The organism is Clostridium phoceensis (assembly GCF_001244495.1).
In the GTDB taxonomy this organism is placed as follows: Bacteria; Bacillota; Clostridia; order Oscillospirales; family Oscillospiraceae; genus Lawsonibacter; species Lawsonibacter asaccharolyticus.
The window spans coordinates 2,384,880-2,411,766 of record NZ_LN866274.1 but is presented as its reverse complement, the minus strand read 5'-3'; the positions used below and the strand labels follow the sequence as shown (position 1 = coordinate 2,411,766).

The following is a 26,887-nucleotide window of genomic DNA, read 5'->3' as shown; positions in this document are numbered from 1 at the left end:
CTCACTCCTCAATGATGTACCGCTGTTCGCCCCGGAAGATGCGCACCGCCCGCCGGCGGTACACGTCCAGCACCGCCGCCGCCAGCCGGTCCGGGTCGTGGCGGGCATAGTCGCCCCCCTCCGAGGCCACCGGATACTCCTCCAGCTCCAGCCCCATGGCCCGGATGCGCTCCCGGTCCACCAGGATGGGGGCGGCGTCTTCTTCCCGGTACTTCTCCACCAGGCCGGGACGCACCGGCGCCGAGTTGGCCAGGCACAGGTCCACCAGCCCCGGCGCCCCGTGGGACAGCAGGGCGTCCACATGGTCGGCGGCGGTGTACCCCTCTGTCTCCCCCTCCTGGGTCATGATGTTGCACACATAGATCTTCAGCGCCTCGGAGCGGCAGATGGCCTCCACCACCCCCTCCACCAGCAGGTTGGGGATGACGCTGGTGTACAGGCTGCCCGGTCCCATCAGGATCAGGTCCGCCTCCCGAATGGCCTGGAGGGCGGCCGGGAGGGCGGCGGGCCGCTCCGGGAGCAGTGCCACATGGGCGATGCGGCAGTCCTGCTCTTTCTTAAAGGAACTGATCTTGGACTCCCCCACCACCCGGGCCCCGTTCTCAAAGACGGCCTCCAGCTGCACATCGGCGCTGGTCACGGGAAGGATGCGCCCGGTGATGGCCAGCACCTGGCTCATCTGAGCCACCGCCTCCTCAAAGGAGCCGGTCACCCCGTTGAGGGCGGCCAGGATCAGGTTCCCGAAGGACTGTCCAGCCAGGGAGCCCTCCTGAAAGCGGTAGGTGAGCAGCCGCTCCATGATCGGCTCCACGTTGGCCAGGGACTCCATGCAGTGGCGGATATCCCCGGGGGGCGGCATGCCGATGTCCCGGCGCAGCACGCCGGAGCCGCCCCCGTCGTCGGCCACAGTGACCACCGCCGTCAGGTTTTTGGTGTATTTTTTCAGTCCCCGCAGCATGGTGGACAGCCCTGTCCCCCCGCCGATGGCGGTGATCTTGGGGCCGCGCTCCCACTGGTGCAGATTTGGAATGGTGTCCGGCATAGCGGGACCTCCCTTCAAGTTTGCTCTGTCCGCTCCTTACGTCCTGCCCAGGTCCCGGTGGCTCTCCGTCACCGGGTAACCCCTGCCCCGGATATAGGCCGCCAGCGCATGGGCAATGGCCACCGAGCGGTGGTGTCCGCCGGTGCAGCCCACCGCCACCACCAGCGCCGTCTTCCCCTCCTCCACATATTTGGGGAGGAGAAAGCCCACCAGGTCCTGAAGCTTTTCCAGGAACTCCCCGGCCGCTCCGCCGGAAAACACGTAGTCCCTTACCCCGTCGTCCAGGCCGGTGCGGGGACGCAGCTCCTGAACATAGTAGGGGTTGGGCAGGAAGCGCACGTCAAAGACCAGATCCGCCTCTCGGGGCAGTCCGTGCTTGAAGCCGAAGGAGGTGACGCTCACCGTCATAGCCCCCTCCTGGCTCCCCCGTCCGAAGAGTCGGAGCAGCTCGCCCCGCAGCTTGGCGGTGGACAGGTCGGAGGTGTCCACCACGAACTCCGCCCGCTCCCGCAGGGGGGCCAGCATCCGCCGCTCCAGGGCGATGGCCCCCTCCAGGGAGTCGCATTCCTCCGCCAGGGGGTGGCTGCGGCGGGTCTCCTTATACCGCTTGATGATCACGTCGTCCGAGGCGTCCATATACAGGATGCGGTAGGGGCACTTCATCCCCTTCAGCGCCTCCAGGGACTGGAACAGGGCGCTGAAATTGGTGCCGGAGCGCACGTCTGTGACCAGTACCACCCGGTCGTACTCCCCCGTCCCGGCCATACCCAGCTCAGCAAATTTGGGGATGAGGGGGGCGGGCAGATTGTCCACACAGAAAAAGCCCATGTCCTCCATGAAGGAGGCCGCCTTGCTCTTCCCCGCCCCGGACAGGCCGGAAATGATGATAAATTCCATGGCTGTACACCTCTTATCTCTCTCTGCCGTCCGCCCCGGACAGCTCCCGACAGATCAGCGCCCGGGACAGGTACATGGCCCTCAGCCACCGCTCCAGCAGGGTGTGGCGGGCGGTGCCCCGCGGAAATTTCTTCTGGGCCGCCTCACACTTATGGATGATGGACTGGACGGCCGTCAGCGCCTCGTCCAGCTCCTCTCTCGTATATCCGTCCATCTTACCCCAGCACCCGGATCTCCAGCTCCAGCTCCACGCCGGTCTGGCGCAGCACCTCCTGCCGCACCTGGTCCGCCAGCTCCAGGACATCGGCGCAGGTGGCGCCCCCCCGGTTGATGAGGAAGCCCGCGTGCTTCTCCGACACCTGGGCGCCCCCCACCGCCCTGCCCTTCAGGCCGCACTGGTCGATGAGGGCGGCGGCGAAGTGCCCCTGGGGGCGCTTGAAGGTGGAGCCGGCGCTGGGATATTCCAGAGGCTGCTTCTCTCTCCGCCGCTGGGCAAAGTCTGCCATCCGCCCGGCGATCTCCTCCCGGTTTCCCTCCGGCAGGGCGAATACCGCCCGGCAGATCAGCAGGTCCCCCTCTGAAAACCGGCTGTGCCGGTAGCTCAGGCCGCAGTCGGCCCCGGAGAGCAGCCGCTGGGTCCCGTCCCGTTCCAGCGCGGTAACCTGGAGGAGCACCTGGGCGGTCTCCCCGCCGTAGGCCCCTGCGTTCATCGTCACCCCGCCGCCCACGCTCCCCGGGATGCCCTGGGCGAACTCCAGGCCGGTGAGGCCCTGATCCAGCGCGGCCTTGGAGAGCNTTAAAAGGAGCCGGGCGGCCCCGGGGGGGCGGCCGTGGGCCCCCGCCCCGTCCCGGCGCGGTACCCGGGGGGGCCCCCGGGGCGCTCCCCCCGCCGTAGGCCCCTGCGTTCATCGTCACCCCGCCGCCCACGCTCCCCGGGATGCCCTGGGCGAACTCCAGGCCGGTGAGGCCCTGATCCAGCGCGGCCTTGGAGAGCCGGGACAGCAGCGCGGCCCCTCCCGCCTCCAGCCGCCCCTTCTCCCCCGGCCGTTCCGGGGGGAGGGCCCGTATTTCCTCCAGCGCCCCGGCCGGCTTGACCACAAAGCCCTCATATCCCCGGTCCGCCACCAGCAGATTGGAGCCGTTCCCCAGGAAAAATGGCGGGATCTCCAGCGCCCAGGCCGCCTGAAGGGTCTCCCGGGCCTCCTCCTCCGTCCTGGGCAGGGCCATCAGTCGGGCCGGGCCGCCGATGCGGAAGGAGGTGTGTCGGGCCATAGGCTCCTCTTCCCGCAGCTCCAGCCCGGGACAGCGTCGGGTCAGCTCTGTGCGCAGCAGTTCAAAACGATCCATAGGGTCCTCCCGTCCAATCAGAATGAGGTCGCGCGGAGACTTATTTTATTATTATAGCAAATCTCTCCGGAAAATAGAATACCCCAAAACATCTGTTCTTTTGGTCAGAAGCGCCAGCGGGAGATCCGCAGGGCTGAACGGGGACCCTGACCCGCCTCTGCACGGGGTGTGCCGCAGCTTCCACGCCCCCATGCAGGGCCCGATGTCCCCATCAGGCCGCACACATCGGCCATCAGCACAGGTGTATGGGACCGCCCTTCCGTTTTTTTCCCGTTTTCTCTTGCAATCCTCTGTCTGCTGTGTTATCCTACGGGTGGAGTATGATTTTCATCTCCCATCTGATCTAAAAAGGAGGAAAGGTAAGTGGACGCTTACGGCCGAAGTCTCAAATCGGACAGCGACAGTTCTCTCCCGGGCCCCCTTGCCTTTTCTCCGGCATAGGGAGCTCTGCACAGCGCCCCCTGCCGCCTGGCTTCCGCACAGGCGGAGGTCTGTTATGCGCCCCGCCGGGGCCCTTCCGCTGTGCTATGCGCCCGCTGAGAATGTCGCCGCACAGGTCTTTCCCGTCTCCGGGGGGCCGGTGCGGCTTTGTCTGTCCCATTGGAGGCTTCCTGACAAAAAGGAGGTTGCCAATGCAGAACAAGAAATGTTTGGAGCGCTGCCTGGAGCTGATCCGGGACAAGCGCTACCGTGAGCTCTCTGCCATTCTGGCGGAGCAGAACCCGGTGGATCTGGCCGATCTTCTGGAGGGCCTGCCCCAGGAACAGGGCGCGCTGGCCTTCCGCACGCTGCCCAAGGAGCAGGCGGCGGAGGTCTTTTCCAATCTCCCCCCTGACACCCAGCAGATGATCGTCGTCTCCCTCCCCGACCGGGAGCTGGCCGGCATCCTGGAGGAGCTGGCTATGGACGACACGGTGGATCTGCTGGAGGAGCTGCCCGCCGGCGTGGTCAAGCGGGTGCTGAAAAACGCCCGGCCCGAGACCCGCAGGCTCATCAACCAGTTCCTCAAATATCCGGAGCAGTCGGTGGGCAGCATCATGACCGCGGAATTCATCGACCTGAAAGGGACCATGACCGCGGCCGAGGCCATCCGCCGGATCCGCCGCCTGGGGGGAGACTGCGAATCCATCTACACCTGCTATGTCACCGACGGCCGCCGGGTGCTGGACGGTGTAGTCACCCTGCGGGAGCTGCTGCTGGCCCCCGACAACGCCCCCGTCCGGACGCTGATGGAGCCCAACGTGATCACCGTCCGCACCACCGACGACCAGGAACTGGCCGTCCGGGCCCTGATGCGGTACGACTTTCTCTCCCTGCCGGTGGTGGACCAGGAGGACCGGCTGGTCGGGGTGGTCACGGTGGACGACGTGATGGATGTGATGGAGGAGGAGGCCACCGAGGACTTTCAGCGCATGGCTGCTATGGCCCCCTCGGAAAAGTCCTATCTCAAGACCGGCGTGTTCGCCCTGGCCAAAAACCGCATCCTGTGGCTGCTGGTGCTGATGATCTCCGGCATGATCACCGGCGGCATCCTGGGTCGCTATGAAGCCGCCTTCTCGGTGATGCCCCTGCTGGTCACCTTTATCCCCATGCTCACCGACACCGGCGGGAACGCCGGCAGCCAGAGCAGCACCCTGGTCATCCGCGGCATGGCGGTGGGGGACATCGCCCTGTCCGACTTCCCCAAGGTGCTCTGGAAGGAGCTGAGGGTCAGCCTGCTGGTGGGCGCGGTCCTCTCCCTGGTCAACCTGGTCCGCCTGCTCCTCTCCTACCCGGGAAACGAGCTGGTGTGCGTCACAGTCACCCTGTCCCTGTTCGCTACGGTGGTCCTGGCCAAGACCATCGGCGGAGCTCTGCCCATGCTGGCCAAGCTGGTGCGGGCCGACCCCGCCATCATGGCCGCCCCTCTGATCACCACCATCGTGGACGCCCTTTCCCTGGTCCTCTACTTCACCATTGCCAGCCGGCTTCTCCACCTGTGAGGATACACCGCCGGAAAAGCTGGGGGGCACGGCTTGCGCCGTGCCCCCCCTTTCCCTGCTCTCCCGCCGCTCAGAATCGGTTGAGGGGGACGGAGCCGTCGTCCGTCCCCTTTTCGATGAATCTGACCTCCACATAGTAGCCGTACTGCTCATTGACCTGGACATAGGGCCGGTCCCCCACCCTGCGGCCCAGCAGGGCCTTTCCCATGGGGGACTCCTTGCTCACCAGGCCGTGGAGGGCATCCTGGCGCATGGTGGTGACGATCTGGTACACCTCTGTCTCGTCGTCCTCCTCCAGGTAGACCGTCACCCGGTCGTACAATCCCACCGTGTCCGCCCCGGAATGGTCCGCGATGACCACGGCGGTCTTGATCATGTTTTCCAGAAATCGGATGCGGCTCTCGTTCCGGTTCTTCTCCTGCTTGGCCGCCTTGTACTCAAAATTCTCGCTCAGATCGCCGAAAGCCCTGGCCTCCTTCACCGCCTCCAGCAGTTTGGGCCGCAGCTGGACCCTGCGGTAGTCCAGCTCCTCCCGCATCAGCTGGAGGTCCTTCTGCGTCAGTTCGTTGTGCATGGCGCTTCTCCTCTCCGCCCCGTCCCGGGGCCCTTTTCTTTTGGCCCTATTGTACCAGACCCCGGCCCGGTTGGCAACGGCCTGCACCAGCTCTCTTTGCTCTCGTGTGTGTGCGCATGTGATCTTTACAGCATATAGGCATTGTCTTATAGGGGGGAGTGTGGTATGATGATAGATTGAAAGCCTGAGACGGAGGGGACCCTATGATCGACTACTTCCACCTGAATATGGACGCTGAACAGCTGCTGAATCTGTCCAGCCTGGGGCTGGCCCACCTGGGGGACGGGGTGTATGAGCTGATGGTACGCTCCTGGCTCTGTCTCCACGGCAAGGCCACCGCCCGCAACCTGCACCGGGCCACAGTGGGCTATGTGGCCGCGCCGGCCCAGGCCCGGCGGGCAGAGCGCATCCTCCCCCTGCTCACCCAGGAGGAGGCGGATGTCTTCCGCCGGGGCCGAAACACCGCCCCCCACTCTGTCCCCAAGGGGGCCAGCCGTGGGGAGTATCAGACCGCCACCGCCCTGGAGGCCCTGTTCGGCTGGCTCTATCTCCAGGGCCGGACCGACCGGCTCAACCAGCTCTTCTCCACCATGATGGAGGGGGAGCTGTGACCCGCCCAACCTGTGACATAAATGAGGTGATCCCATGCCTTTGGACGCGCTGTGCCTGAGCGGAGTGGTCCATGAACTGCAGAACGCCCTCTCCGGGGCAAAAATCGACAAGATCTATCAGCCAGGCCGGGACGAGGTGGTCCTGGCCCTGCGGGCCCCCGCAGGCAATGTGAAGCTGCTCCTCTCCGCCAACCCCAGCCACCCCCGGGCCCATCTCACCCAGATCTCCCGGGAGAACCCGGACAAGCCCCCCATGTTCTGCATGCTGCTGCGCAAGCACCTGTCCGGCGCCCGGCTGCTGGAGCTGGTCCAGCCACCCATGGAGCGGGTGGTGGACCTGCGGCTGGAGGCCCTGGACGAGCTGGGGGACCGGGTGGAGCGCCGCCTGGTGCTGGAGGCCATGGGCCGCCACTCCAACCTGATCCTGCTGGACGGGGAGGGCCGGATCATGGACTGCCTGCGGCGGGTGGACAGCGACATGTCCGCCCGGCGGCAGGTGCTGCCCGGCCTGTTCTACCGTCTCCCCCCCGCCCAGGAGAAGCTGGACCCCTCCTCCCTGGACCGCGCCGCCCTGGAGTCCGCCCTGGCCGCCGCACCGGAGGAGAGCCAGGCGGACAAGTGGCTGCTGGACACCTTCGGCGGCCTCTCCCCCCTCATCTGCCGTGAGCTGGCTTTCCGGGCGGGGGGAGCCACCGACGCGCGGCTGCATCAGATGGGGGAAGGGGGCCGGTCTCGGCTGCTGGATGAGCTGGAAGGGCTCCTGCGTTCTGTGCAGGAAAACAGCTTTACACCTGTCATGCTGGAAAAGGAGGGGCATCCCTCCGACTTCACCTTTCAGCCCATCAGCCAGTACGGCCCCGCCGTCTCCTGCGTCCCCTTCCCCTCCTTCTCCGCCCTTCTGGACCGCTTTTACGAGCAGCGGGAGAACCAGGAGCGGGTGCGCCAGCGGGGCCAGGACCTGATCCGCTCCGTGACCAACGCCCGGGACCGCGCCGCCCGCAAGATCGGCCTTCAGGAGCAGGAGCTGGCCGCCACCCGGGACCGGGAGCGGCTGCGCCAGTTCGGGGACATCATCACCTCCAATCTCCATGCCATGGAGAAGGGGATGTCCCGGCTGACGGCAGCCGACTTCTATGACCCGGAGTGCCCTCAGATCCACATCCCCCTGGACCCCCTCCTCACCCCTCAGCAGAACGCCGCCAAGTACTATAAGGAGTACAACAAGGCAAAAACAGCGGAAAGCATTTTAACTTTACAGCTAGAGAAAGGCCGGCGGGACCTGGACTACCTGAACAGCGTGCTGGAGGCCATCGCTCTGGCGGAGGGAGAGCGGGACCTCCAGGAGATCCGCCAGGAGCTCACCGACACCGGATATCTCCGCCGCCCCTCCAAAGCCAGAGACCGGGGCAAGCGGGTGGCCTCGAAGCCCATGGAGTTCCGCTCCTCCTCCGGCCTGCGTATCTCCGTGGGCAAAAACAACACCCAGAACGACCTGCTCACTACCAAGCAGGCTTTCAAGAGCGACCTGTGGTTCCACACCCAGAAGATCCACGGCTCCCACGTCATCCTGTGGACCGAGGGGGGGCAGCCCGACCTGACCAGCATTCAGGAGGCTGCCCAGCTGGCCGCCTGGTTCTCCCAGGGCCGGGCGAGCGGCAAAGTGGCGGTAGACTATACCCCGGTAAAATATGTGAAAAAGCCGGGGGGCGCCCGGCCCGGCATGGTGGTCTACACCACCTATGAGACCGCCTATGTCGCCCCGGATGGGGAGCTGGCCCGGCGGCTGCGGGTAAAATAGAGATCCCTTTAATCAGAGGGAGCGTCCCGCCGGGCGTTCCCCCTCCCCCATCTGTGGGCCGGGGCATCCAGAGAGGGCTTCCACCCTGGAACACAAATTGTGATCGGGTGTGAAAAGGAGGATGCGCCCAGGGACAGTTCTGAGACAAAATAATTTCAAATCAGCTATGCGCGGGACGACCGGCTGCGGTCCATACCAGACCGTTTATGCTTTTCCCCTTGAAAAATAGAGACAAGCAGATCGTCCCCTTTCTGAGAAAGCAGGAGAAAACAAAATGAATTCCCACAGCGATCACACATTGCATTTTGAAGCGGTAAACAGCAGGAACCGAGCTGAGGTCGAACATCTGGAGGTCTTTGCGGAACAGTCCGGCTTCATCGAAAGCGTGACACAGTGCCTTCAGGAGGCCGACAAATTGGAGTTGTGGAGGCCCGTCGGCATTTATGACCGCGGTATGCTGATCGGTTTTGCCATGTACGGTTATTTTCCGGAACCTGCCCCGGGGCAGGTGTGGCTGGACCGGCTGCTGATCGATAAAAAGTATCAGGGCAAAGGGTACGGAAAGCGGGTCGTGCTTGCCCTGCTTGACAGGCTCCGAACAGAATATTCCTGTGATACCATATATCTCAGTGTGTATGAGACCAACTCCCACGCGATCCATCTCTATCAGCAGATCGGTTTTCACTTCAATGGAGAGTACGATACCAACGGGGAGCATGTCATGGTATATGCTTTTTAACCTATTGTGCCGTCCGCGTTATAATACAGGGCCGTATCCCCTCAGTGTACAGAGCATCAAACAGCGATCGGCACCAGTTATCAGTCTATTGGCCGGAGAAATAGCGGGCCGGGCAGCCATTTGTTGGCTGCCCGGCCCGCTTATCCTTCTTCTCTCAGGTCCAGGAGGACTCTTCGGTCTCGGACCGCTTGGCCCGGGACATCAGGTCTGTGACCACGGCGTGGACATCCCGCCCCTCGTAGAGCACCTCGTAGGCGGCCTGGGCGATGGGCATCTCGATGCCCGCCTTCTGGGCCAGGGTGCGGGCGGTGACAGCGGCGTAGTAGCCCTCCACCACGGCGCCGATCTCCTTCACCGCCTCTTTGGGCTCCACCCCTTTGCCGATGAGGATGCCGCACCGGCGGTTCCGGGAGTGCATGGAACAGCAGGTGACGATCAGGTCCCCCACGCCGGCCAGCCCGGCAAAGGTCTCCTGTTTTCCCCCCAGGGCCACCCCCAGCCGGGCCATCTCCGCCAGCCCCCGGGTCATGAGCAGTGCCTTGGTGTTGTCCCCGCAGCCCATGCCGTCGCAGCAGCCGGCGCAGAGGGCGATGATGTTCTTCAGGGCGGCGCACAGCTCGGTGCCCACCTTGTCGGTGCTGGTGTAGACCCGGAAGCGGGGGTTCATAAACAGGTCCTGCACCTGCCGGGCCAGCTCCAGGTCCTCGCTGGCCGCCACCACGCCGGTTGGGACATGGCGGCCCACCTCCTCGGCGTGGGAGGGGCCGGAGAGCACCACCACGGGGCAGTGGCCCTGGAGCTCCTCCTCAATGACCTGGCTGAGGCGGAGGGAGGTGTCCTTCTCGATGCCCTTGGACACGGAGATCACGATGGTCCCCGGGTCGGCCAGCTGCTTCAGCTTGGCGGCAGTGGCGCGGACCGCAAAGGACGGGGTGGCCATCACCACGGCGCCGCAGCCCTTCACCGCCCCCATATCGGTGGTCAGGCCCATTGTCTCGGGCAGCGGCACCCCCTTCAGCATGGGGTTCTCCCGGGTCTCCCGCAGCACCCGGGACTCCTCCTCGGTGTAGGACCACAGGGTCACCTCATGTCCGTTTTCCAGCAGCAGCAGCGCCAGGGCCGTCCCCCAGCCTCCGCTGCCAAGGACTGTGATTTTCATGGTAATACCTCCCAAGATATGTTGTAGGGGCGGCCTGTGGCCGCCCGTTGTTCAATTTTCTTGGCTGTTCGGGCGGCCGCAGGCCGCCCCTACGGGGTCATTGCTTCTTGTGCAGAGAAAACTTGTTCTCTGTCCCGGTCAGCAGACGGTGGATGTTGCCCCGGTGCATGTAGACCACCAGGCCGCCCAAGAGCAGGCCCAGCAGGGTGATGATCCAGTCCTGATAGACGAACCAGGTGGCCACCGGAAAGCTGGCTCCGGCCCACACCGATCCCAGGGAGACGTATCGGGTGAGAATGGCAAGGATCAGGAATCCCCCCCACACCACCAGGGCAATGCGCCAGTCGATCATGATGGCGATGGTGCCGCCGGACAGGATGCCCTTGCCCCCCTTGAAGTGGAACATGCAGGGGAACATGTGGCCCAGCAGGCAGAACAGGCCCGCCCAGTACTTGGCAAAGACCAGAACAATGGCCTCTTGGCTCCAGAAGCCGCCGTCCCAATATCGGGCCATCAGGATGCCCGCCCACACTGCGGCCACCGCCTTGAGGACATCGCACAAAATAACCACCAGGGTCAGCGGCCCGCCGAAGGTGCGGTAGAAGTTGGTCAGTCCCGCATTTCCACTGCCGTGGGTGCGCACATCGTCCCGCAGGATGTACTTGGAGACGATGACCGCCCCGTTGGAGCAGCCCAGCAGGTAGGCCGCTGCCGCCACCAGAAGCAAGGGCAGACCCATGTCATAAAAGATCCAGGGGGAGATGTCCCCCCAAGTCATGCCCAGCATTGCTCACTCCTCCTTCTCGCCCTTCTGCCGGATGGTCAGCCGCACCGGCGTGCCCTCCAGGCCGAAGGTGGCTCGGATCTGGTTCTCCAGATACCGCTGATAGGAGAAGTGGAACAGCCGGGCATCGTTGCAGAAGCACACAAAATGAGGGGGGCGGATGCCCACCTGGGTCATGTAGTAGATCTTCAGGCGGCGGCCCTTGTCCGTGGGGGGCTGCACCCGGGCGGTGGCATCGGCCAGCACCGAGTTGAGCATCCCGGTGGAGATGCGGGTGGCTGCCTGGTCATTCACATAGTTGATCAGCTCGAAGAGCCGGTCCACTCGCTGGCCGGTGAGAGCGGAGATGAACACGATGGGGGCGTAGGTCATATAGCTCAGGTCCCGCATCACGTCCTGGCGCATCTTGTCCATGGTCTTGCCGTCCTTCTCGATGGCATCCCACTTGTTGACCACGATGATGCAGGCCTTGCCCGCCTCGTGGGCCAGACCGGCCACCTTGGTGTCCTGCTCGGTGACCCCCTCCCGGGCGTCGATCATGATGAGGCACACGTCGCTGCGCTCGATGGCCATGGTGGCCCGCAGGACGGAGAACTTCTCGATGCGGTCATCCACCCTGGACTTCTTCCGCATCCCTGCCGTGTCGATGAACAGGTATTTGCCCCGCCCGTTCTCGAAGGGACTGTCCACCGCGTCCCGGGTGGTGCCCGCCACATCGCTGACGATGACCCGCTCCTGTCCCAGGATGCGGTTGACCAGGGAGGACTTGCCCACATTGGGCTTGCCGATGATGGCCACCTTGATGACATCGTCCTCCTCGTCCTCCTCCTCCTCGCGGGGGAAGTACTGGAAGCAGGCGTCCAGCAGGTCGCCGGTGCCGTGGCCGTGGACGGCGGAGACGGCGATGGGGTCACCCAGGCCCAGGTTATAGAACTCGTAGATGTCCGGGTTCTCCCGGCCCACCTGGTCCGCCTTGTTCACCGCCAGCACCACCGGCTTCCGGGCCCGGAGGAGCATGTTGGCCACCTCCTGGTCGGCTGCGGTCATGCCGGTCTTGACGTCACAGACAAAGACCACCACCGTAGCGGTCTGAATCGCGATCTCGGCCTGCTCCCGCATGAAGGAGAGGATCTGGTCGTCCGTCCCCGGCTCGATCCCGCCGGTGTCCACGATGTCGAACACCCGGTTCCTCCACTCGCACTGGGCGTACAGCCGGTCCCGGGTGACGCCGGGGGTGTCCTCCACGATGGAGAGGCGCTGGCCGCACAGCTTATTGAACAGCATGGACTTGCCCACATTGGGCCGCCCCACGATGGCGACTAAGGGCTTCATACATATCACCTCTTGATGAGTTAGGAATTAGGAATGAGGAATTAGGAGTTAGAGGATAGGAGATAGGGGCAGCCTGCGCCGGGGAGTCCGCGCGCCCCAGGCGCGCCATAATTCCTACCTCCTAATTCCTCATTCCTAATTCCCTCTCAGGGGTTGTATTGATAATATTCCGTCTCCTCCCGGGGGAGCTCCTGTCGGGGGAGGCCGGACGAGATGCCGCACATGGCGTCCAGCAGCTCATAGCCGTCCTGCTCCACGGGGATCACGGGGACACCCAGTGCCCACTCCACATCGTCCAGGGATACGTCATCCAAAAAGACCCGCTCCCCGTGGCGGAGCATATTGGCGGGGATGAGCAGACGCTCCCCCAGCTTCTTCCCCCGCAGCTGGGCGATCAGGTCGCCCCCCGTGACCAGTCCGGCCACCACGATGGTCTCCCCGAAGAAGTCGTTGCGGATGGGGTACACCGTCCCCTCTATTTTACCACATTTTTTCCGCGCCAGCTCTACCAATTCCGTTAAAAACGGGGCGGCGGACACGCCTGTGGCGATGGAGAAGGGGACGGTCCTCTCCATCTCCTCCGCCTCCATCAGGTCCAGGCCCCGGCGGAATTCCTGGCGCAGCAGGCGGAGCATCCCCACCCCGTTGTCCAGCTGGGTGAACTCCTCGTAGTAGTCCTCCTCCGGCAGGGGCCGCCCGGCCAGCAGGTAGAACTCGTCAGAGCACCAGACCAGGGCTGTGCCGTGGGCGTCGCGGTGGGCTGCCGCAAAGGCCTCCACCTGGTCCACCACCGCCCCCGCTTCCTCCCGGGTATAGGGCCGCAGGGGATAGAGGCCCTCCCGGTACTTGGTCACCCCCACCGGCACCACCGACACGCTGTGGACGGCAGGGAACATCTCCGCCAGGTCCCTCAGGGTCCGGTCCAGGGCGGGTCCGTCATTGATCCCGGGGCAGGAGACGATCTGACAGTTCATGGTGATCTGGTGCCGGGCGAAGCGGCGCATGATCTCGATGCTCTCCCCGGCCCGGCGGTTTTTCAGCATCTCCACCCGCAGCGACCGGTCGGTGGTGTGGACGGACACGTTGATGGGGGAGATGCGCAGGTCGATGATGCGCTGCACCTCCCGCTGGGAGAGGTTGGTCAGGGTCAGGTAGTTGCCCATCAGAAAGGACAGCCGGGCGTCGTCATCCTTGAAATAGAGGCTCTCCCGCATCCCCGGCGGCATCTGGTCCACAAAGCAGAAGATGCAGTTGTTGGCACAGGAGCGGGCCCGGTCCATGAGATAGGTCTCGAACTCCAGTCCCAGGTCCTCCCCCTCCTCCTTGCGGACCCGCAGGGTGCGGCTGGCTCCATCCGGGGCCTGGAGGGTAAGCGTCAGACGGGCGTCATAGGAATAGAACTTGTAGTCCAGCACATCCAGGATCTGCTTCCCGTTGATCTCCGCCAGGGTCTCTCCCGCCTGGACGCCGGCTTTGGCCGCCGGGCTCCGGGGCTCCACCCGCCGGATCATGGTCTTGCTCACAGCGCTCCCTCCTCCTCTCAAAAAGGCGTTCTTTATATTATATCGTATCCCTGCCCCTCTTTTCAAGGAAAAATCCGTTTTTTCTCGGATCTCGCCGGACATTTTTTGAGGGCGCCGCCGGGTATCCGGCGCCATCAGCCACCGGACACCTTATCTTTTTCTTGATTGTACCATACCCGTCCCCGCCGGGCAACACGTTTCCACTCTATTCTGCTCTCTCGCCGGGTATCCGGGGCACAAAAAGGATGCCTCTCCCCCGCCCTTAGTTCCGCCGCTCCGGCAGAACGCCCTCTCCCCGGCCTCCGGGGAAAAGCACCCTTTCCGCCCCGGAGTTTACAGGATGTGAAAATTATGATATGATGTTCTATGATTTTCCCTTTTCTTTCTCAAATCCGCGGCTCCGGCCGCCCTGGAGGCACCTGCGACATGCTGGACGACAAGCTCAAAGCCCTGTGGGCCCGGATCTCCCCCCCGCAGAAGGCGGCCTTTTTCGGCTGTTTTCTGTCGGGCTATCTGGTCCACCTCTACGTCTTTACCAACATCATCCCCAACTCCGACGGTCTCAGCCGCATCTTCGACCCCCAGCAGATGACCGTCTCCGGCCGGTGGTTTCTCCACTTCGCCTCCTATTTCAACGGCTTCACCCAGATGCCGGCGGTCATCGGCCTCTTCTCCGTGCTCTTCCTCGCCCTGGCCGCCGCCCTGGCCGTCTCTCTGCTGGGCATCCGCAGCCGTGCCCTCTCCGCCCTGTCCGGGGCGCTGATGGCCGCCTTTCCCGCCGTGGGCTACACCTTTCTCTATCTGTTCACCGCCTCCGCCTACTGCTTCGCCATTTTTTTGGCGGTCCTCTCCGTCTCCCTGGCCAGAAGGGGCCGGTGGCACTGGCTGGCAGGCTGTCTGCTCCTGGCCTGCTCCATGGGCACCTATCAGGCCTATGTGACGGTGGCCATCGGCCTGTCCCTGCTGGTCATTTTCCGGGAGATCCTGGACCCGTCCGCCTCCTTCTCCGCCACCCTGCGCCTGGGGGTGCGGCTGATGCTGTTCCTGGCTGCGGGGGCCGTCCTCTACTACGGCATCCTGCTGGTCTTTCTTCAGGTGAAGGACCTGGAACTGCTGTCCTATCTGGGGATGGATGCCGCCAGCTCCGGCTATCCCTTCTCCCGCCTCCCCGGGCTGCTGCTGGACACCTACAAGCAGGTGGCGGCTTTCTTCTTCCTGCCCGGTTCCGCCAACACCTTCACCTCCGGCTGGATGGCCGTGCTGGATCTGGCCGCGCTGGCGCTGGGCGGGGGCTGCTTCCTGCTGTGCATGGGGCAGGAGGGGCTCTGGCGGGCGCGCTGGCGCCCCCTGGGCGGGCTGGCCATGCTGGCTCTGCTCCCTCTGGGCATCAACTTCGGCCAGATCCTCAGCCCCTGGTCCGCCCCCACCCCCCTGATGAAATACGCCTTTGTGCTGGTCTATCTGGCGGTGGTGCTGCTGGCTGACCGGGCCCTCCCCGCCGCCGGTGCCGGCGCCTCCGTGCTCCGCCGCCGTGCGGCCCCCTGCGCCGCCCTGTGGCTGGTCCTGCTGCTGCTGTTCTCCCTGAACACCAACAACCGGCTCTACACCGCCTCCGCCCAAGCCCACCGCGCCACCCTCAGCTACGCCACCCGGCTGGCCTCCCGCATCGAGAGCTGCCCCGGCTACACCCACGGGATGCCGGTCTATCTCATCGGCTCTTTCCCCACCGACCGGGTCCACAACAGCGTGGAGGGCTTTGCCCAGGTGGACCATTACAGCGTCCCCCTGGACCCCGTGGCTCCCCTGAACAAGCACATCTACTACTACCTCCGGGACTGGCTGAACCTCCCCATCGAGGAGCCCGCCGAGGCCGACCTTATGGCCATGGCGGAGCGGCCGGAATTCGCCGCCATGCCCCGCTACCCCGACGACGGCAGCGTCCAGATCATCGACGGCTGCCTGGTCGTGAAGGTGCAGGAGGAATACACCCCAAAATCCGACTTTGAGATCGCCTATGAGAACAGGAGATGAACTGTCCCATGCCCAATTCTGCTCCCACTGACTCCGGACTGCTCTCCGTGGTCCTCCCCGCCTTCAACGAGGAGGAGATGGCTCCCCGGGCAGCTGATGTCATCTCCGCCCTGCTGGAGCAGGCCCAGATCCCCCATGAGCTGATCTTTGTAGACGACGGCTCCCGGGACAGGACCTGGGTGCGCATCCAGGAGAAGAGCCGCGCCCTGCCCCAGGTCCGGGGGGTGCGCTTCTCCCGCAACTTCGGCAAGGAGGCTGCCATTTTTGCCGGCCTGGCCCAGGCCCGTGGGGCTTGCTGTGTGGTGCTGGACTGCGACCTCCAGCACCCGCCGGAAAAGATCGTGGACATGTACCGCCTGTGGCAGCAGGGCTACCAGGTCGTGGAAGGCGTCAAGGTGAGCCGTGGAAAGGAGAGCCCCCTGCACACCCTGGCGGTCCGGTGTTTCTACCGGGCCATGAGCGGGAGCACCGGGCTGGACATGTCCCGGGCCTCCGACTTCAAGCTGCTGGACCGGCGGGCGGTGGATGTGCTGCTGGCCATGCGGGAGAAAAACGCCTTCTTCCGGGCCCTGTCCTCCTGGATCGGCTTTTCCACCGCTCAGGTGGAGTTCCAGGTGCGGGAGCGGGAGGCGGGCCGCTCCAAGTGGTCCCTGCGCAGCCTGTTCCGGTATGCCCTCACCAATCTGGCCGCCTTCTCCACCGCCCCCCTCCAGCTGGTCACCTTTCTGGGGGTGCTGGTGCTGATCGCCTCGGTGGTGCTCAGCGTCCACTCCCTGTGGCAGAAGTTCACCGGGCAGGCCCTGGAGGGCTTCACCACCGTCATCATCCTGATCCTGTTCATCGGCAGCATCCTCATGATCTGTCTGGGCATCATCGGCTACTATATCGCCAAGATCTATGAGGAGGTGAAAGACAGGCCCCGGTATATCCTGTCCGACACCTGCGGGGAGGCGCGCCATGCTGAAAAAGATCTTTGATCCCACCCTTTTCCGCTTCCTCCTGGTCGGGGTGGTGAACACCCTGGTGGGATATGGTGTCATGTTCGGCCTTTACAACCTGGCCGGCCTCCACCTCTGGGGAGACCCGGGCTACTGGATCTCCTCCGCCGCCAACTATCTGGTGGGCAGCGTGGTCAGCTTCTTTCTCAACAAGCACTTCACCTTCCGCAGCCGGGAGAAGGGCCCCGGCGTGGTGCTCCGCTTCGCGGCCAATATCACAGTATGCTGGCTGCTGGCCTACGGCCTGGCCAAGCCCGCCATGGGAGCCCTGCTGAGCGGCACTGCCCTCAGCCCCCAGCTTCAGGGCAACCTGACCATGCTGGCGGGCTCCGGGCTGTTCGTCCTGCTCAACTACTTCGGACAGCGCTTTTTCGCCTTCCGCTCCAGGACATGACCCCCGGCATCTGGAACAGGCCGATCACATGTGGCGCGAGGTAGAAAACAGAGGGCACCGCCCGGCCTCCATCCATACTCAGGCGCAGGGACATTGGATGTCCCTGCGCTTTTTGTATTGTTAGGCGCGCCTTTGTCCGGCCGGTCAGGCAAACGGAGGGGAATGAGCATCCTGCCCGCAGATAGCTCCTCCCCAGAGCTCCATCAAAAGCACCAGCTCAGCCGGTGCTTTTCTTTCATTATATATAATAAGGGGAGGATGTGAGCGTGTTCACATCCTCCCCTTATCTCACTTTTCAATTTTGCGCGTTTGTACAATCACTTATTGTTGTCCTTATTCTTTTTGTTCGTAACGCTGCTCAGGATAGCGCCCACGACGCACAGCCCGATCACTACGATCAGGAAAATCTTTTCAGGTCCCATTGGTCATCCTCCTCCCCTGTAAAGATTCTTAACACTTTTTTGTCGGCCATTTTTATTTCTTAACGGTTTCTTGATAAGAATCATAGCAGATTTTTATAAAAAAAGCAACCCTTTTTTACGGACATTTATATATTTTTTTGTGTCCCTCCGCTTCACTTTTCCAAATTATAAAACATTTTCTTTGATTTCACCTAACTTTTATTGATTTTCCCCGAATTTTTATCCCTTTTTGACTGTTTTATTTTTTGTTATTTTCATTAGTTTTTCTCAAGATATCTTGTCATTTTCTTAACACCTGCGCCGCATTCTTTATCCCAATACGCAGAACGGCCGCCCGGTCCTCTCAGGACCGGGCGGCCGTTCTCTCCCTCCGGCAGAGGCTGTCACTGCCAGTCTGTCTGTTGTCACAGCTTGACCTTCACCACGCACTTGCGTACAGGCTCAGGTCCGTCCACCGCGATGTTGGGGGCATGGGCATCCCCCGGGAAGAGGACCACAAACTTGTCCCCGCCCAGGGTGATCTCGTCCAGCGGGCCGTGGTAGAACCAGATATCCCGCTCCGGGTGGGCCTCCACCTCTTCCTTCATGTCCTCCAGGGCACCGACCCCCATCTTCTCCCGCCCGGAGATCAGAAACTGGATGTCCACATACTTCTTGTGGGCCTCGGGAGTGTCGTTGGCCGGCTTGGACTCGTAGCTCTGCAACAAATAGAACAGATCTTCTCCGTCCACCTCCACCCGGGCGTCCTCCAGCTTGGAGAAATCGGTATCCCTTAGGAGCTCCAGTCCCTTATAGATACCGGGATGGACACCCTGATACGCCTCCATATGCTTCAAACTGTCGTAGATCATAACTTGTCTTCTCCTTTCGTTGTGGTCCCAGCCCAGCGGGCCCTCAGAGGACTTTGTACCCTTATTATAATCTCCCTCCCTCCCCCTCCGCAAGCGGCAAAAAATCTTCCCTGTCAAAAAAACTTCCAGGTGGTTCTCGATCAGAAAACGCCAGTCGCAAAACCCTCCTTTTTCCCCCTTTTTCGCTGGCGTTCCGCCGAAAAAAAATTGCCCTCTTGCCTTTTTTTGAGCAGATTTATATAATAGTATTGCAATAAGGAAGTGTGTTCTCTATTAGAGAACGGAGGTGGGCGTCATGGATGAATGTTCAGAACCAAAAGTGAAGTCGCTGGCAAAGTCCCTGAAGATCCTCTCCTGCTTCACCATCCAGGAGCCGGTCCTGGGGGTAACGGAGCTGGCGGAGCGGATCGGGGTGACCAAGTCCAACATCCACAACATTCTGTCCACCTTCACCTCCATGGGGTATCTGGACCGGCTGCCCGACGGGCGCTACACCCTGGGTCTGAAGATCCTGGAGTACGCCTTCATCATCAACCAGAACCTGGGCTACCCCAACGCGGTGTATGATATCCTGGTGGACACGGCCGGCAAGACCAATGAGATCGTCTACTTCGGCCTGCCTTACGGGACCAACGTCCTCTACCTCTATGTGGCCCACCCGGCCAACCGGATGGGCGTCCTCCCCTACCGGGACATCCTGGGGGAGACCTCCCCCTTCTACTGCACTGGGATTGGCAAAGCCATTCTGGCCCACATGCCCGAGGAGGAGTGGCTCGCCCATATCCCCGCGGAGCGCACCCGCTTTCAGCCCAACACCATCACCGACCTGGACGCCATCGTGGAGGAGCTCCGCCGCACCCGCCGGAGGGGCTACGCCATCGACAACAGCGAGCGGGACCCCAACGTGCGGTGTGTGGGTGTTCCTGTGTACAACTCTGCCGGCAAGCTGGTGGCCGGGGTGAGCACCTCCGGCCCGGCCATTACCATGACGGACGAGAAGCTGATGGAGTGCGCCGGCATCCTGCAAAATGCGGCCCTGCGCATGCGGGAGCGCATCTACCGCTGAGCCCTCCCCATCGTTCTGTTTTTTATGTGTGCCTCCCCTCTTCGCCGGAGGATGCCGGCACATATAGAAATAAAAAGGAAACCAAACGCGACAAATAAAATAAGGAGGATTCCACAATGAAAAATTGGAAAAAACTTCTTGCAACTGGCTTGAGCACCGCCCTCATCCTGGGGACTCTGGCCTCCTGCGGCGGAGGCAACACTTCCAGCCCGGCTGCCAGCAGCGGCGCCGCCGCTTCCGGCAGCGGTTCTGACGCCAGCAGCACTACCACCACCAACTTCCCTGACGGCAAAAGCCTGAGCATGATCATCCACGCCTCTCCTGGAGGTCTGTCTGACACCAACGCCCGCTTTATCGCTCAGATGGTGTCTGATGAGCTGGGCGTTCCCTTCCCCGCCACCAACATGACCGGCGGCTCCGGTGTGGTGGCCATGACCTACGTAAAGGAATCCACCCCCGACGGCTACACCGTGGGCTACCTGCCCTGTGAGTTGGCCATGGTCAAGGCTCAGGGTCTGACCGAGATCATCGAGCCCTCCGCTTTCGACATGATCTATGCCTGCAACATTCAGCCCGCTGCCATCACTGTCAGCGCCGACTCCGAGTGGGACAGCATCGAGGACCTGGTCGCCTGGTGCAAAGAGCACCCCGGCGAGCTCCAGGTCGGCACCTCCGGCACCGGTTCTGTGTGGCATATCGCTGCTGATGCCTTCGCCAAGGCCGCCGGCATCGAGATCAACCTGGTGCCCTTTGACGGCGCCGCTACCGCCGTCACCAACCTGATGGGCGGCCATGTGCAGATGGTTCCCGTCTCTGAGTCCGAGGTGGCCTCCGGTGTCGCCTCCGGCAAGCTGAAGATCCTGGCTGTCTGTTCCAGCGACCGCAGCGAGTTCAACCCCGACGTCCCCACTCTCCAGGAGCTGGGGTATGATGTGGATGTCACCGCCTGGGGCGGCTTTGGCGTAGCCAAGGGCACTCCCGACGATGTGAAGGAAGTCCTGTATGCCGCCTTCGAGAAGGCCGTCAACTCCGAGGAGTTCAAGGAGCTGGCCTCTCAGGGGCAGTACTCCCCCCTGATCATGGACCATGAAGAGTTCGCTGAGTTTGCGCAGTCCCAGTACGAGTTCTACACCGAGTACTTCACCGACACTGCGCAGTAAACGCTGCTCCAATCTCAGTCGCACGAATCTTGTGATAGGGGCATCGGGCCGGCCTGCTGCGGCCGGCCCGATCGCTTTTTGATTCAAAGGAAAGGGTGAAAACAAACGTGGAGCCGAAAAAAGTAAATTCTATTTTCAACTCCGACACGGTCCTGGGCCTGATAGGGTTCCTGATCGGCCTGTGGTGGCTGGTCATGGCCATGCAGCTGCCCAGCTCTACAGCGGTGGACGGGACGCCCGGTCCCTCAGCTTTCCCCGTTGGGATCTCTGTCCTGGTCATGGCAGTCTCCGTGATCATCATCGCCATCGGCGCAAAAAACAAAATCACATATTTTGATCTCAAATCCATCACCAAGGAGAACGGTATCGCTATTCTGATCTCTCTGGTCTTGTTCGTGGCCTTCCTGGTGGTATGGAACCTCTTCCACTACATTGCGGCCAGCCTGATCCTCTCTCTTGGCCTGGGGCTGCTGTATAAGATGAAGCCGGTCCCCGCTGTGATCCTGGCGGTGGCATATTCTGTGTCCACCTATCTGGTATTCAGCAAGGTCCTCAACGTCATGCTGGATTTCTGAGACGGGAGGAGGAAACAATATGGATTTTTCACTGATCAGCAATACTTTTATCACCATCTTTACCACGGATGTCTTTTTCTATTGCATCCTGGGCGTAGTGGCCGGTATGGTCATCGGTACTCTGCCCGGCCTGTCCGCCACCATGGGCATTGCCATTCTGACTCCCCTCACCTTCTGGCTGGAACCCGCGCAGGGCATGGCTGTACTGCTGGGCATCTATAACTCCGCCATTTGGGCCGGCGGCATCTCCGCCATCCTTATCAACACGCCCGGCACCCCCGCCTCCATCGCTCAGACCTTCGACGGCTACTACATGGTCACTCAGGGCAAGGTGAAGAAAGCCCTGAATATGAACACCATTTACTCGGTCATCGGCGGCCTGATCGGCACTGTGGTCCTGATCGTCTTTTCCTTCCCCGTGGCGGAGTTTGCCCTGAAGTTCGGCCCCCCCGAGATGTTCGCCATGGCTCTGTTCGGACTGTCCATGATGATCGGTGTCTCCGGCGGCAGTGTGTTCAAGGGCCTGCTGGCCGGCGCTCTGGGCCTGTTGGTCTCCACCATTGGCATGGACCCCATGACCGGTGCCCTGCGCTTCACCTTTGGCAACATCAACATGCTCAGCGGCATTGAGTTCGTCGTAGTCATGGTGGGCATGTTCGGCGTGGGCGAGGTGCTCTACCAGATCAGTAAGAGCTCCCCCGCCGACAAGGAGGCCCGGAAGAACGCCCAGATCGTGAGCAACACCGCAGAGGCCTTCCCCACTGCCAAGGAGACCAAGGCCAGCGTGATCCCCACTCTGGTATGCGGTGCCATCTCCGCCGTCATCGGTGCGGTGCCCGGCACTGGCGGTGATATCGCCGCCATCATCTGCTGGCAGCAGACCAAGAACTTCTCCAAGCATCCGGAGGAGTTCGGCAAGGGTGCAGTCAACGGCTTGGCCGTCACCTCCTGCGCCAACAACGCCGTCATCGGCGGAGCCATGACCACTATGATGACCTTGGGCATCCCCGGCGATGGCGTCACCGCTGTGCTCATCGGCTCCCTGATGATGTATGGAATGCAGCCAGGCCCCATGATGTTCGTGGAGAAACCTGAATTTGTTTACAACGTGATGGGCCTGATGGTGGTGGGCTACATCATGATCCTGATCCTGGGCCTTCTGTCCACCAAGTTCGCCTCCCTGATCCTGAAAGTCCCCCAGGAGGTCATCTGGGTCATCGTCGTGGGCTTCTGCATCCTGGGCTCTTACGCGGTGAACAACTCCATGTTCGACGTGTATGTCATGTTCGCAGCCGGCTTTGTGGGCTTCCTGTGCAAGCGCTGTGAGGTGCCGCTGGGTCCCTTCGTGCTGGCCCTGCTGCTGGGCAACCTGTGCGAGAGCAACTTCCGCCGCGCCCTGTCCATGTCTCTGGGTGATTACAGCATATTCCTGACCCGCCCCATCACGGTGGTCCTGCTGATCCTGACCGTTCTCTCCCTGGTGCTGCCCGCCATCGGCCAGCTCCGCAAGAAGAGCAAAGCGGCCAAGTGATCTCCGCCCCCCTGAACAACATTTGGAAAAGAAAGGTCGTTGTATTATGGCATTTTCCATTCAGCCCGGCGTATGGCCGGTCATGATCACCCCTTTTACCGAGGACAACAAACCGGACTTCAAGGCCATCGAGGGCCTGTGCAACTGGTACATTAAGAAGGGCTGCACCGGCATTTTTGCGGTCTGCCAGTCCAGCGAGATGGCCTTCCTCACCGAGCAGGAGAAGCTGGATATCGCCAAGGCGGTGGTGGACGCGGTGGACGGCCGCATCCAGGTGGTGGCCTCCGGACATACCGCTGACTCCAAATCGGACCAGTATAAGCAGATCGAGGACATGATGAAGATCCCCGGCATCGGCGCCTATGTGCTGGTCTCCAACCGCTTGGATCAGAACAACGAGGGCGAGGAGGTCTTCTTCCAGAACGCTCAGGAGATCTTTGACCGGTTCCCAGAGGTAGACTTCGGTATCTACGAGTGCCCCATGCCCTGGAAGCGCCTGGTCTCTCTAGACTTTCTCCGTAAAGTGGCCCCGGAGGGCCGCATGGTATTTCTGAAGGACACCTGCTGTGATTATGAGTTGATCCGGGAGCGGCTGAAGGCCGTGGAGGGCACTCCCCTGAAGATCTTCAATGCCAACGCCCAGTCCTGGTATGATAGCTACTGCCATGGCTCCGCCGGCTACAACGGCGTTATGGCCAACTTCCACCCGGATCTCTATAAGTGGGCCTATGACCACAAGGACTCTGATCCTGAGAAAGCCCAGCTGGTAGCCCACTTCCTGACCACCGCCGCCATGATCGAGATGCGGGCCTACCCTGTTTCCGCCAAATACCATCAAAACCTGGTGGACGTCCCCATGTCGCTGGTGACCCGCAGCGCCGACGCAGCCAAACTGGACAAGAATGCCCGAGGCGAGGTGGAGAGCCTCATCGCCATGGAGAATTACGTCCGAAAGCAGCTGGGCATCCTGTAAAAATGTGTATCCGCTCTTGATTTCTCTGCAAAAATGATTAGAATAAAAGAGTGGAACTGTACAAAAAAAGTGTCCAAGAAGGAGCTCTGACATGCTGAAAAAGCCAAACATTCTGGTGGTGGGCAGCTTTATGATGGATCTGATCGCCTCCACCAAGCGCGCCCCCAATTCCGGCGAGACCGTCATCGGCCTGAAGTTCCAGACCGCGCCGGGGGGGAAGGGCGCCAATCAGGCGGTCCAGTGTGCCCGCCTGGGCGCCCACGTGACCATGGTGGGCCAGGTGGGGGACGATGCGTTCGGTAAGATCATGACGGATACCGCTGCCGCTGCCGGTGTGGACGTGTCCCATGTGTCAGTGGACCCCCAGGAGTCCTCCGGCGTAGGCCACATCACCCTGGAGGTGACGGAACACGGCGCCCAGAACCGCATCACTGTCTGTCCCGGCGCCAACTTCACCATCACGGTGGACGACGTGGCCTGGCTCCGGGAGGAGATCGGCCGCTTTGACCTGGTGATGATGCAGTTCGAGCTGCCTATGGAGGTCATCGAGGCGGTGGCCCAGTGGGCCCACGACGCCGGGGTCCCCGTGATGATCAACCCCGCCCCAGCCGCCCCCATGTCCGACCGGCTGCTCGCCTGCGCCACCTACCTCTCCCCCAACGAGCACGAGGCCGCCATCCTGGCCGGCCACTCCATCGACGTCTCCAACGGCATCAACATGGAGGACGTGGCCGTGGTCTCCCAGGCCTTCCAGGCCCGGGGGGTGGAGAACCTCATCATCACCATGGGGGAAAACGGCTCCATCGCGGCGGGGAAAAACGGCATCCATCACACCCACTGCGTGAAGATGGAGCATGTGGCCGACCCCACGGCCGCCGGCGACTCCTTTGTGGCCGCCTTCTGCACCGGCCTCACCGCCGGTCTGCCCCAGGGCGAGGCCCTGGCTTTTGCCAGCCACACCGCCGCCATCACTGTGTCCCGTATGGGCGCCATGCCCAGCCTGCCCACGGTGGAGGAGGTCCAGCAGCTCCTTGTGGAGCGGGACTACCAGGGCTTTGACCCGGCGGAGCTGGACGCTTTGAAGCAGTGATCTGTCCTTGACTGTCCCCGTCCCCGCGGGGGCAGTCAAATCCTATCCATAAGGAGAGTCGTTATGCTGAAACCTGAGAGCAAACAGGCGGTATCCAATTTCTTTGCCGCCGCAGAGACCGAATTCAATGCCTTTTTGAAGGCACGCAGTCCCGAGGAGTACGAGGCCGCCGCCCAGCTGATCCTGGATTCCCAGGCCAAGGGCGGCCGTCTCCACGTCACCGGCATCGGCAAGTGCAGCCATGTGTCCACCTACGCCGCCTCCCTGTTCTCCTCCACCGGCAACCCCGCCTACTACCTCCACGGCACCGAGGCCGTCCACGGCTCCTGCGGGCAGCTGGCGGCCGGGGACGTGGTCATCGCCATCTCCAATTCCGGTGAGACCGCCGAGCTGAAGGCCACCGTGCTGGCTGTCCAGAACAACGGCTGCAAGGTCATCGGCGTCTCCGGCAACCCGAACAGCTGGCTTGCCAAGCACACCGACGCCTTCCTCTTCGCCGGCGTCAAGGCGGAGGGCGGCCCCCTGAACCGGGCCCCCCGCAACTCCGTGCTGGCGGAGCTGCTCACCCTTCAGGCCCTCTCTGTGGCGCTCCAGGTGGAGAAGGACTGGGACCCCGTCAAATACGTCCGCTGCCACCCCGGCGGAAAGCTGGGCGAGCTGCGGGAGAACGAAAAGTAAACATTCCGGGGCGGGCCCCGTCCCCTCCGGAGAAAAAGTGAGGTCATTCAAATGCTGAAAGGAAAGCTCATCCACCCCGACATCATGGCCGCCCTGGCCCTGTGCGGCCACGGGGACAAGGTCCTCATCGCAGACGGCAACTACCCCCTGGACTCCAAGACCGGCCAGGCAGAGACCGTGTACCTGGGGCTGACCCCCGGCCTGCCCACTGTTACCGACGTTCTGGCCGCCATCCAGAGCACGGTGAATATCGAGAAGGCGGAGGTCATGGACCCCGCCGACGGCACCACTCCGGAGATCTTCGGGGAGTTCCAGACCATGCTGGACGGCATGGAGCTGAACAAGCTGGGACGCTATGAGTTCTATGACGCCTGCTGTCAGCCCGGCGTCCGGCTGGCCATCTCCACCGGGGAACAGCGTATCTTTTCCAACCTGCTGATCACCATCGGCGTGGCCTGATCCGGCCTGTCTCACTCGTTTTTAGGGAGCCTTTCTCCGCATGGATGCGGAGAAAGGCTCCTTTGTTCCCGCGGTCTTCTCCCGAAACAGGCTCTCCATCGTGGCATTTTTCTCATTTCTGTGCTATAATGCCTGTGACAGCCTGAAAGAGGAGGCGCGTATCACAGCCATTGAGAACGGCGAGAGGATCACGCGGGGACTGGAGGATGGCCACCGCCGCGTTCTCAGCTGGCTGGAGCTGGACCCATGGCCCGACGAGATCAGATCTCTGCCCCTCTTCCAAAACGAGGCCGCCGGCTTCTCCGGGGAGGATCAGCACTCCTTCGAGCTCAAGCGCCCAGCCGGGTCCGGCCCGGAGAGGGGAAACGGACTTTGAGGGGACAGTCACCGACCTCCAGACAGGCGCTGCGCGCTGTGCCGGGGTGAGCCTGCCGCAAAAGGAGAGATCGAAATTATGATCCGTGACATCTGCAAAGACGAGACCTTTCTGGCCCAGAAGGCCGAGCCGGCTACGCCGGAGGACCTGCCCGCGGCAGCGGACCTGCTGGAGACGCTGACCCACCACAGCGCGGGCTGCGTGGGCATGGCGGCCAATATGATCGGCGTGAACAAGCGCATCATCGCCTTTGACAACGAGGGCAGCTATCTGGTCATGCTCAACCCGGAGATCGTCAAAAGGTCCGGCCCCTATGAGGCGGAGGAGGGCTGCCTGTCCCTCTCCGGCACCCGGAGGGCCCGGCGGTGGCGGTCCATCAAGGTCCGCTGGCAGAACGAGCGTTTCCAGGAGCGGTGTAAGACCTTCACCGGCTGGACCGCCCAGATCATCCAGCACGAGCTGGACCACTGCGAGGGCATCCTCATTTAAAAGGAG

26 protein-coding genes and 2 pseudogenes are annotated in these 26,887 nt (G+C 62.5%); 17 read left to right on the top strand and 11 right to left on the bottom strand.

Going from position 1 to position 26,887, the window contains the following annotated elements; all coding sequences use genetic code 11:
* Position 1: 1 nt before the first annotated feature.
* From BN1969_RS12500 to BN1969_RS18655, 5 genes and pseudogenes are all read right to left on the bottom strand, one after another.
* On the bottom strand, positions 2 to 1,042 hold the full coding sequence (locus tag BN1969_RS12500; RefSeq protein WP_050624597.1) for a gluconeogenesis factor YvcK family protein: 1,041 nt from the start codon (positions 1,040 to 1,042) through the stop codon (positions 2 to 4).
* Positions 1,043 to 1,078: 36 nt separating this feature from the next.
* On the bottom strand, positions 1,079 to 1,939 hold the full coding sequence (gene rapZ, locus BN1969_RS12495; RefSeq protein WP_050624596.1) for an RNase adapter RapZ: 861 nt from the start codon (positions 1,937 to 1,939) through the stop codon (positions 1,079 to 1,081).
* 13 nt (positions 1,940 to 1,952) lie between these two features.
* Positions 1,953 to 2,153, bottom strand: coding sequence for a hypothetical protein (locus tag BN1969_RS12490; protein ID WP_050624595.1), 201 nt, complete (start codon positions 2,151 to 2,153; stop codon positions 1,953 to 1,955).
* 1 nt (position 2,154) lies between these two features.
* Positions 2,155 to 2,745: pseudogene (gene murB / locus BN1969_RS12485) on the bottom strand (UDP-N-acetylmuramate dehydrogenase); the annotation flags it as partial.
* Between the two features lie 199 nt (positions 2,746 to 2,944).
* Positions 2,945 to 3,166: pseudogene (locus tag BN1969_RS18655) on the bottom strand (UDP-N-acetylmuramate dehydrogenase); the annotation flags it as partial.
* Positions 3,167 to 3,918: 752 nt separating this feature from the next.
* On the opposite strand from BN1969_RS18655, the gene mgtE reads away from it, so the two are divergent.
* Positions 3,919 to 5,268 (top strand): magnesium transporter, encoded by a 1,350-nt coding sequence (mgtE, locus tag BN1969_RS12475; protein ID WP_050624592.1) that lies wholly within the window; start codon positions 3,919 to 3,921, stop codon positions 5,266 to 5,268.
* 70 nt (positions 5,269 to 5,338) lie between these two features.
* Here the strand turns inward: mgtE and BN1969_RS12470 are convergent, their stop codons facing one another.
* Entirely contained in the window at positions 5,339 to 5,842 is a 504-nt protein-coding gene (locus BN1969_RS12470) for a GreA/GreB family elongation factor (protein ID WP_050624591.1), read from the bottom strand.
* A 203-nt stretch (positions 5,843 to 6,045) separates the two neighbouring features.
* Here BN1969_RS12470 and BN1969_RS12465 point away from each other — a divergent pair, with 203 nt between their 5' ends.
* The 3 genes from BN1969_RS12465 (at position 6,046) to BN1969_RS12455 (ending at position 8,990) form a co-directional block, all read left to right on the top strand.
* Positions 6,046 to 6,453: a Mini-ribonuclease 3 gene (locus tag BN1969_RS12465; RefSeq protein ID WP_050624590.1), complete on the top strand. Its 408-nt coding sequence runs from the start codon at positions 6,046 to 6,048 to the stop codon at positions 6,451 to 6,453.
* Positions 6,454 to 6,487: 34 nt separating this feature from the next.
* Positions 6,488 to 8,251 (top strand): Rqc2 family fibronectin-binding protein, encoded by a 1,764-nt coding sequence (locus BN1969_RS12460; protein WP_050624589.1) that lies wholly within the window; start codon positions 6,488 to 6,490, stop codon positions 8,249 to 8,251.
* A gap of 274 nt (positions 8,252 to 8,525) precedes the next feature.
* A complete protein-coding gene (locus tag BN1969_RS12455; protein WP_050624588.1) occupies positions 8,526 to 8,990 on the top strand; it encodes a GNAT family N-acetyltransferase in 465 nt (154 codons plus the stop codon).
* Between the two features lie 154 nt (positions 8,991 to 9,144).
* Here the strand turns inward: BN1969_RS12455 and BN1969_RS12450 are convergent, their stop codons facing one another.
* From BN1969_RS12450 to BN1969_RS12435, 4 genes are all read right to left on the bottom strand, one after another.
* Positions 9,145 to 10,149: an NAD(P)H-dependent glycerol-3-phosphate dehydrogenase gene (locus BN1969_RS12450; RefSeq protein ID WP_050624587.1), complete on the bottom strand. Its 1,005-nt coding sequence runs from the start codon at positions 10,147 to 10,149 to the stop codon at positions 9,145 to 9,147.
* A 97-nt stretch (positions 10,150 to 10,246) separates the two neighbouring features.
* The gene (locus tag BN1969_RS12445; protein WP_187120372.1) at positions 10,247 to 10,927 is read right to left on the bottom strand and encodes a glycerol-3-phosphate acyltransferase; all 681 of its coding nucleotides are present in this window, start codon (positions 10,925 to 10,927) and stop codon (positions 10,247 to 10,249) included.
* A 12-nt stretch (positions 10,928 to 10,939) separates the two neighbouring features.
* Positions 10,940 to 12,265 (bottom strand): ribosome biogenesis GTPase Der, encoded by a 1,326-nt coding sequence (gene der / locus BN1969_RS12440; RefSeq protein WP_050624585.1) that lies wholly within the window; start codon positions 12,263 to 12,265, stop codon positions 10,940 to 10,942.
* A gap of 146 nt (positions 12,266 to 12,411) precedes the next feature.
* Positions 12,412 to 13,788 (bottom strand): DUF512 domain-containing protein, encoded by a 1,377-nt coding sequence (locus BN1969_RS12435; protein ID WP_050624584.1) that lies wholly within the window; start codon positions 13,786 to 13,788, stop codon positions 12,412 to 12,414.
* Positions 13,789 to 14,214: 426 nt separating this feature from the next.
* On the opposite strand from BN1969_RS12435, the gene BN1969_RS12430 reads away from it, so the two are divergent.
* Genes BN1969_RS12430 through BN1969_RS12420 form a run of 3 tightly spaced genes read left to right on the top strand, consistent with a single transcriptional unit; the run spans position 14,215 to position 17,211 of the window.
* Positions 14,215 to 15,819 (top strand): glucosyltransferase domain-containing protein, encoded by a 1,605-nt coding sequence (locus tag BN1969_RS12430; protein WP_050624583.1) that lies wholly within the window; start codon positions 14,215 to 14,217, stop codon positions 15,817 to 15,819.
* An 8-nt stretch (positions 15,820 to 15,827) separates the two neighbouring features.
* Complete coding sequence (locus BN1969_RS12425) at positions 15,828 to 16,796, top strand: glycosyltransferase family 2 protein (protein WP_050625479.1); 969 nt, start codon at positions 15,828 to 15,830, stop codon at positions 16,794 to 16,796.
* Entirely contained in the window at positions 16,777 to 17,211 is a 435-nt protein-coding gene (locus tag BN1969_RS12420) for a GtrA family protein (RefSeq protein WP_050624582.1), read from the top strand. The genes BN1969_RS12425 and BN1969_RS12420 overlap by 20 nt, the downstream gene beginning before the upstream one ends.
* A gap of 826 nt (positions 17,212 to 18,037) precedes the next feature.
* Here BN1969_RS12420 and BN1969_RS12415 read toward each other — a convergent pair.
* Positions 18,038 to 18,484 carry a NanQ anomerase/TabA/YiaL family protein gene (locus tag BN1969_RS12415; RefSeq protein ID WP_050624581.1) on the bottom strand — a complete coding sequence of 149 codons (447 nt, stop codon included), beginning with the start codon at positions 18,482 to 18,484 and terminating at the stop codon, positions 18,038 to 18,040.
* A gap of 295 nt (positions 18,485 to 18,779) precedes the next feature.
* On the opposite strand from BN1969_RS12415, the gene BN1969_RS12410 reads away from it, so the two are divergent.
* The 10 genes from BN1969_RS12410 to BN1969_RS12365 all read left to right on the top strand — a co-directional run bounded on the left by BN1969_RS12410 (position 18,780) and on the right by BN1969_RS12365 (position 26,881).
* Positions 18,780 to 19,550 (top strand): IclR family transcriptional regulator, encoded by a 771-nt coding sequence (locus BN1969_RS12410; RefSeq protein ID WP_050624580.1) that lies wholly within the window; start codon positions 18,780 to 18,782, stop codon positions 19,548 to 19,550.
* Between the two features lie 116 nt (positions 19,551 to 19,666).
* Positions 19,667 to 20,710, top strand: coding sequence for a tripartite tricarboxylate transporter substrate binding protein (locus tag BN1969_RS12405; RefSeq protein WP_050624579.1), 1,044 nt, complete (start codon positions 19,667 to 19,669; stop codon positions 20,708 to 20,710).
* A 95-nt stretch (positions 20,711 to 20,805) separates the two neighbouring features.
* Positions 20,806 to 21,285, top strand: coding sequence for a tripartite tricarboxylate transporter TctB family protein (locus tag BN1969_RS12400; protein WP_147577103.1), 480 nt, complete (start codon positions 20,806 to 20,808; stop codon positions 21,283 to 21,285).
* Between the two features lie 19 nt (positions 21,286 to 21,304).
* Positions 21,305 to 22,816 (top strand): tripartite tricarboxylate transporter permease, encoded by a 1,512-nt coding sequence (locus BN1969_RS12395; protein ID WP_050624577.1) that lies wholly within the window; start codon positions 21,305 to 21,307, stop codon positions 22,814 to 22,816.
* A 46-nt stretch (positions 22,817 to 22,862) separates the two neighbouring features.
* Positions 22,863 to 23,789 carry a dihydrodipicolinate synthase family protein gene (locus tag BN1969_RS12390; protein WP_077138759.1) on the top strand — a complete coding sequence of 309 codons (927 nt, stop codon included), beginning with the start codon at positions 22,863 to 22,865 and terminating at the stop codon, positions 23,787 to 23,789.
* 91 nt (positions 23,790 to 23,880) lie between these two features.
* Positions 23,881 to 24,879, top strand: a complete 999-nt coding sequence (locus tag BN1969_RS12385) for a ribokinase (protein WP_050624576.1) — start codon at positions 23,881 to 23,883, stop codon at positions 24,877 to 24,879.
* A gap of 63 nt (positions 24,880 to 24,942) precedes the next feature.
* A complete protein-coding gene (locus BN1969_RS12380) occupies positions 24,943 to 25,557 on the top strand; it encodes an SIS domain-containing protein (RefSeq protein ID WP_050624575.1) in 615 nt (204 codons plus the stop codon).
* A gap of 51 nt (positions 25,558 to 25,608) precedes the next feature.
* Positions 25,609 to 26,016, top strand: coding sequence for an RbsD/FucU domain-containing protein (locus tag BN1969_RS12375; protein ID WP_050624574.1), 408 nt, complete (start codon positions 25,609 to 25,611; stop codon positions 26,014 to 26,016).
* Positions 26,017 to 26,056: 40 nt separating this feature from the next.
* Positions 26,057 to 26,392 carry a hypothetical protein gene (locus tag BN1969_RS12370; protein WP_050624573.1) on the top strand — a complete coding sequence of 112 codons (336 nt, stop codon included), beginning with the start codon at positions 26,057 to 26,059 and terminating at the stop codon, positions 26,390 to 26,392.
* 78 nt (positions 26,393 to 26,470) lie between these two features.
* Positions 26,471 to 26,881 carry a peptide deformylase gene (locus BN1969_RS12365; protein ID WP_050624572.1) on the top strand — a complete coding sequence of 137 codons (411 nt, stop codon included), beginning with the start codon at positions 26,471 to 26,473 and terminating at the stop codon, positions 26,879 to 26,881.
* Positions 26,882 to 26,887: the final 6 nt, after the last annotated feature.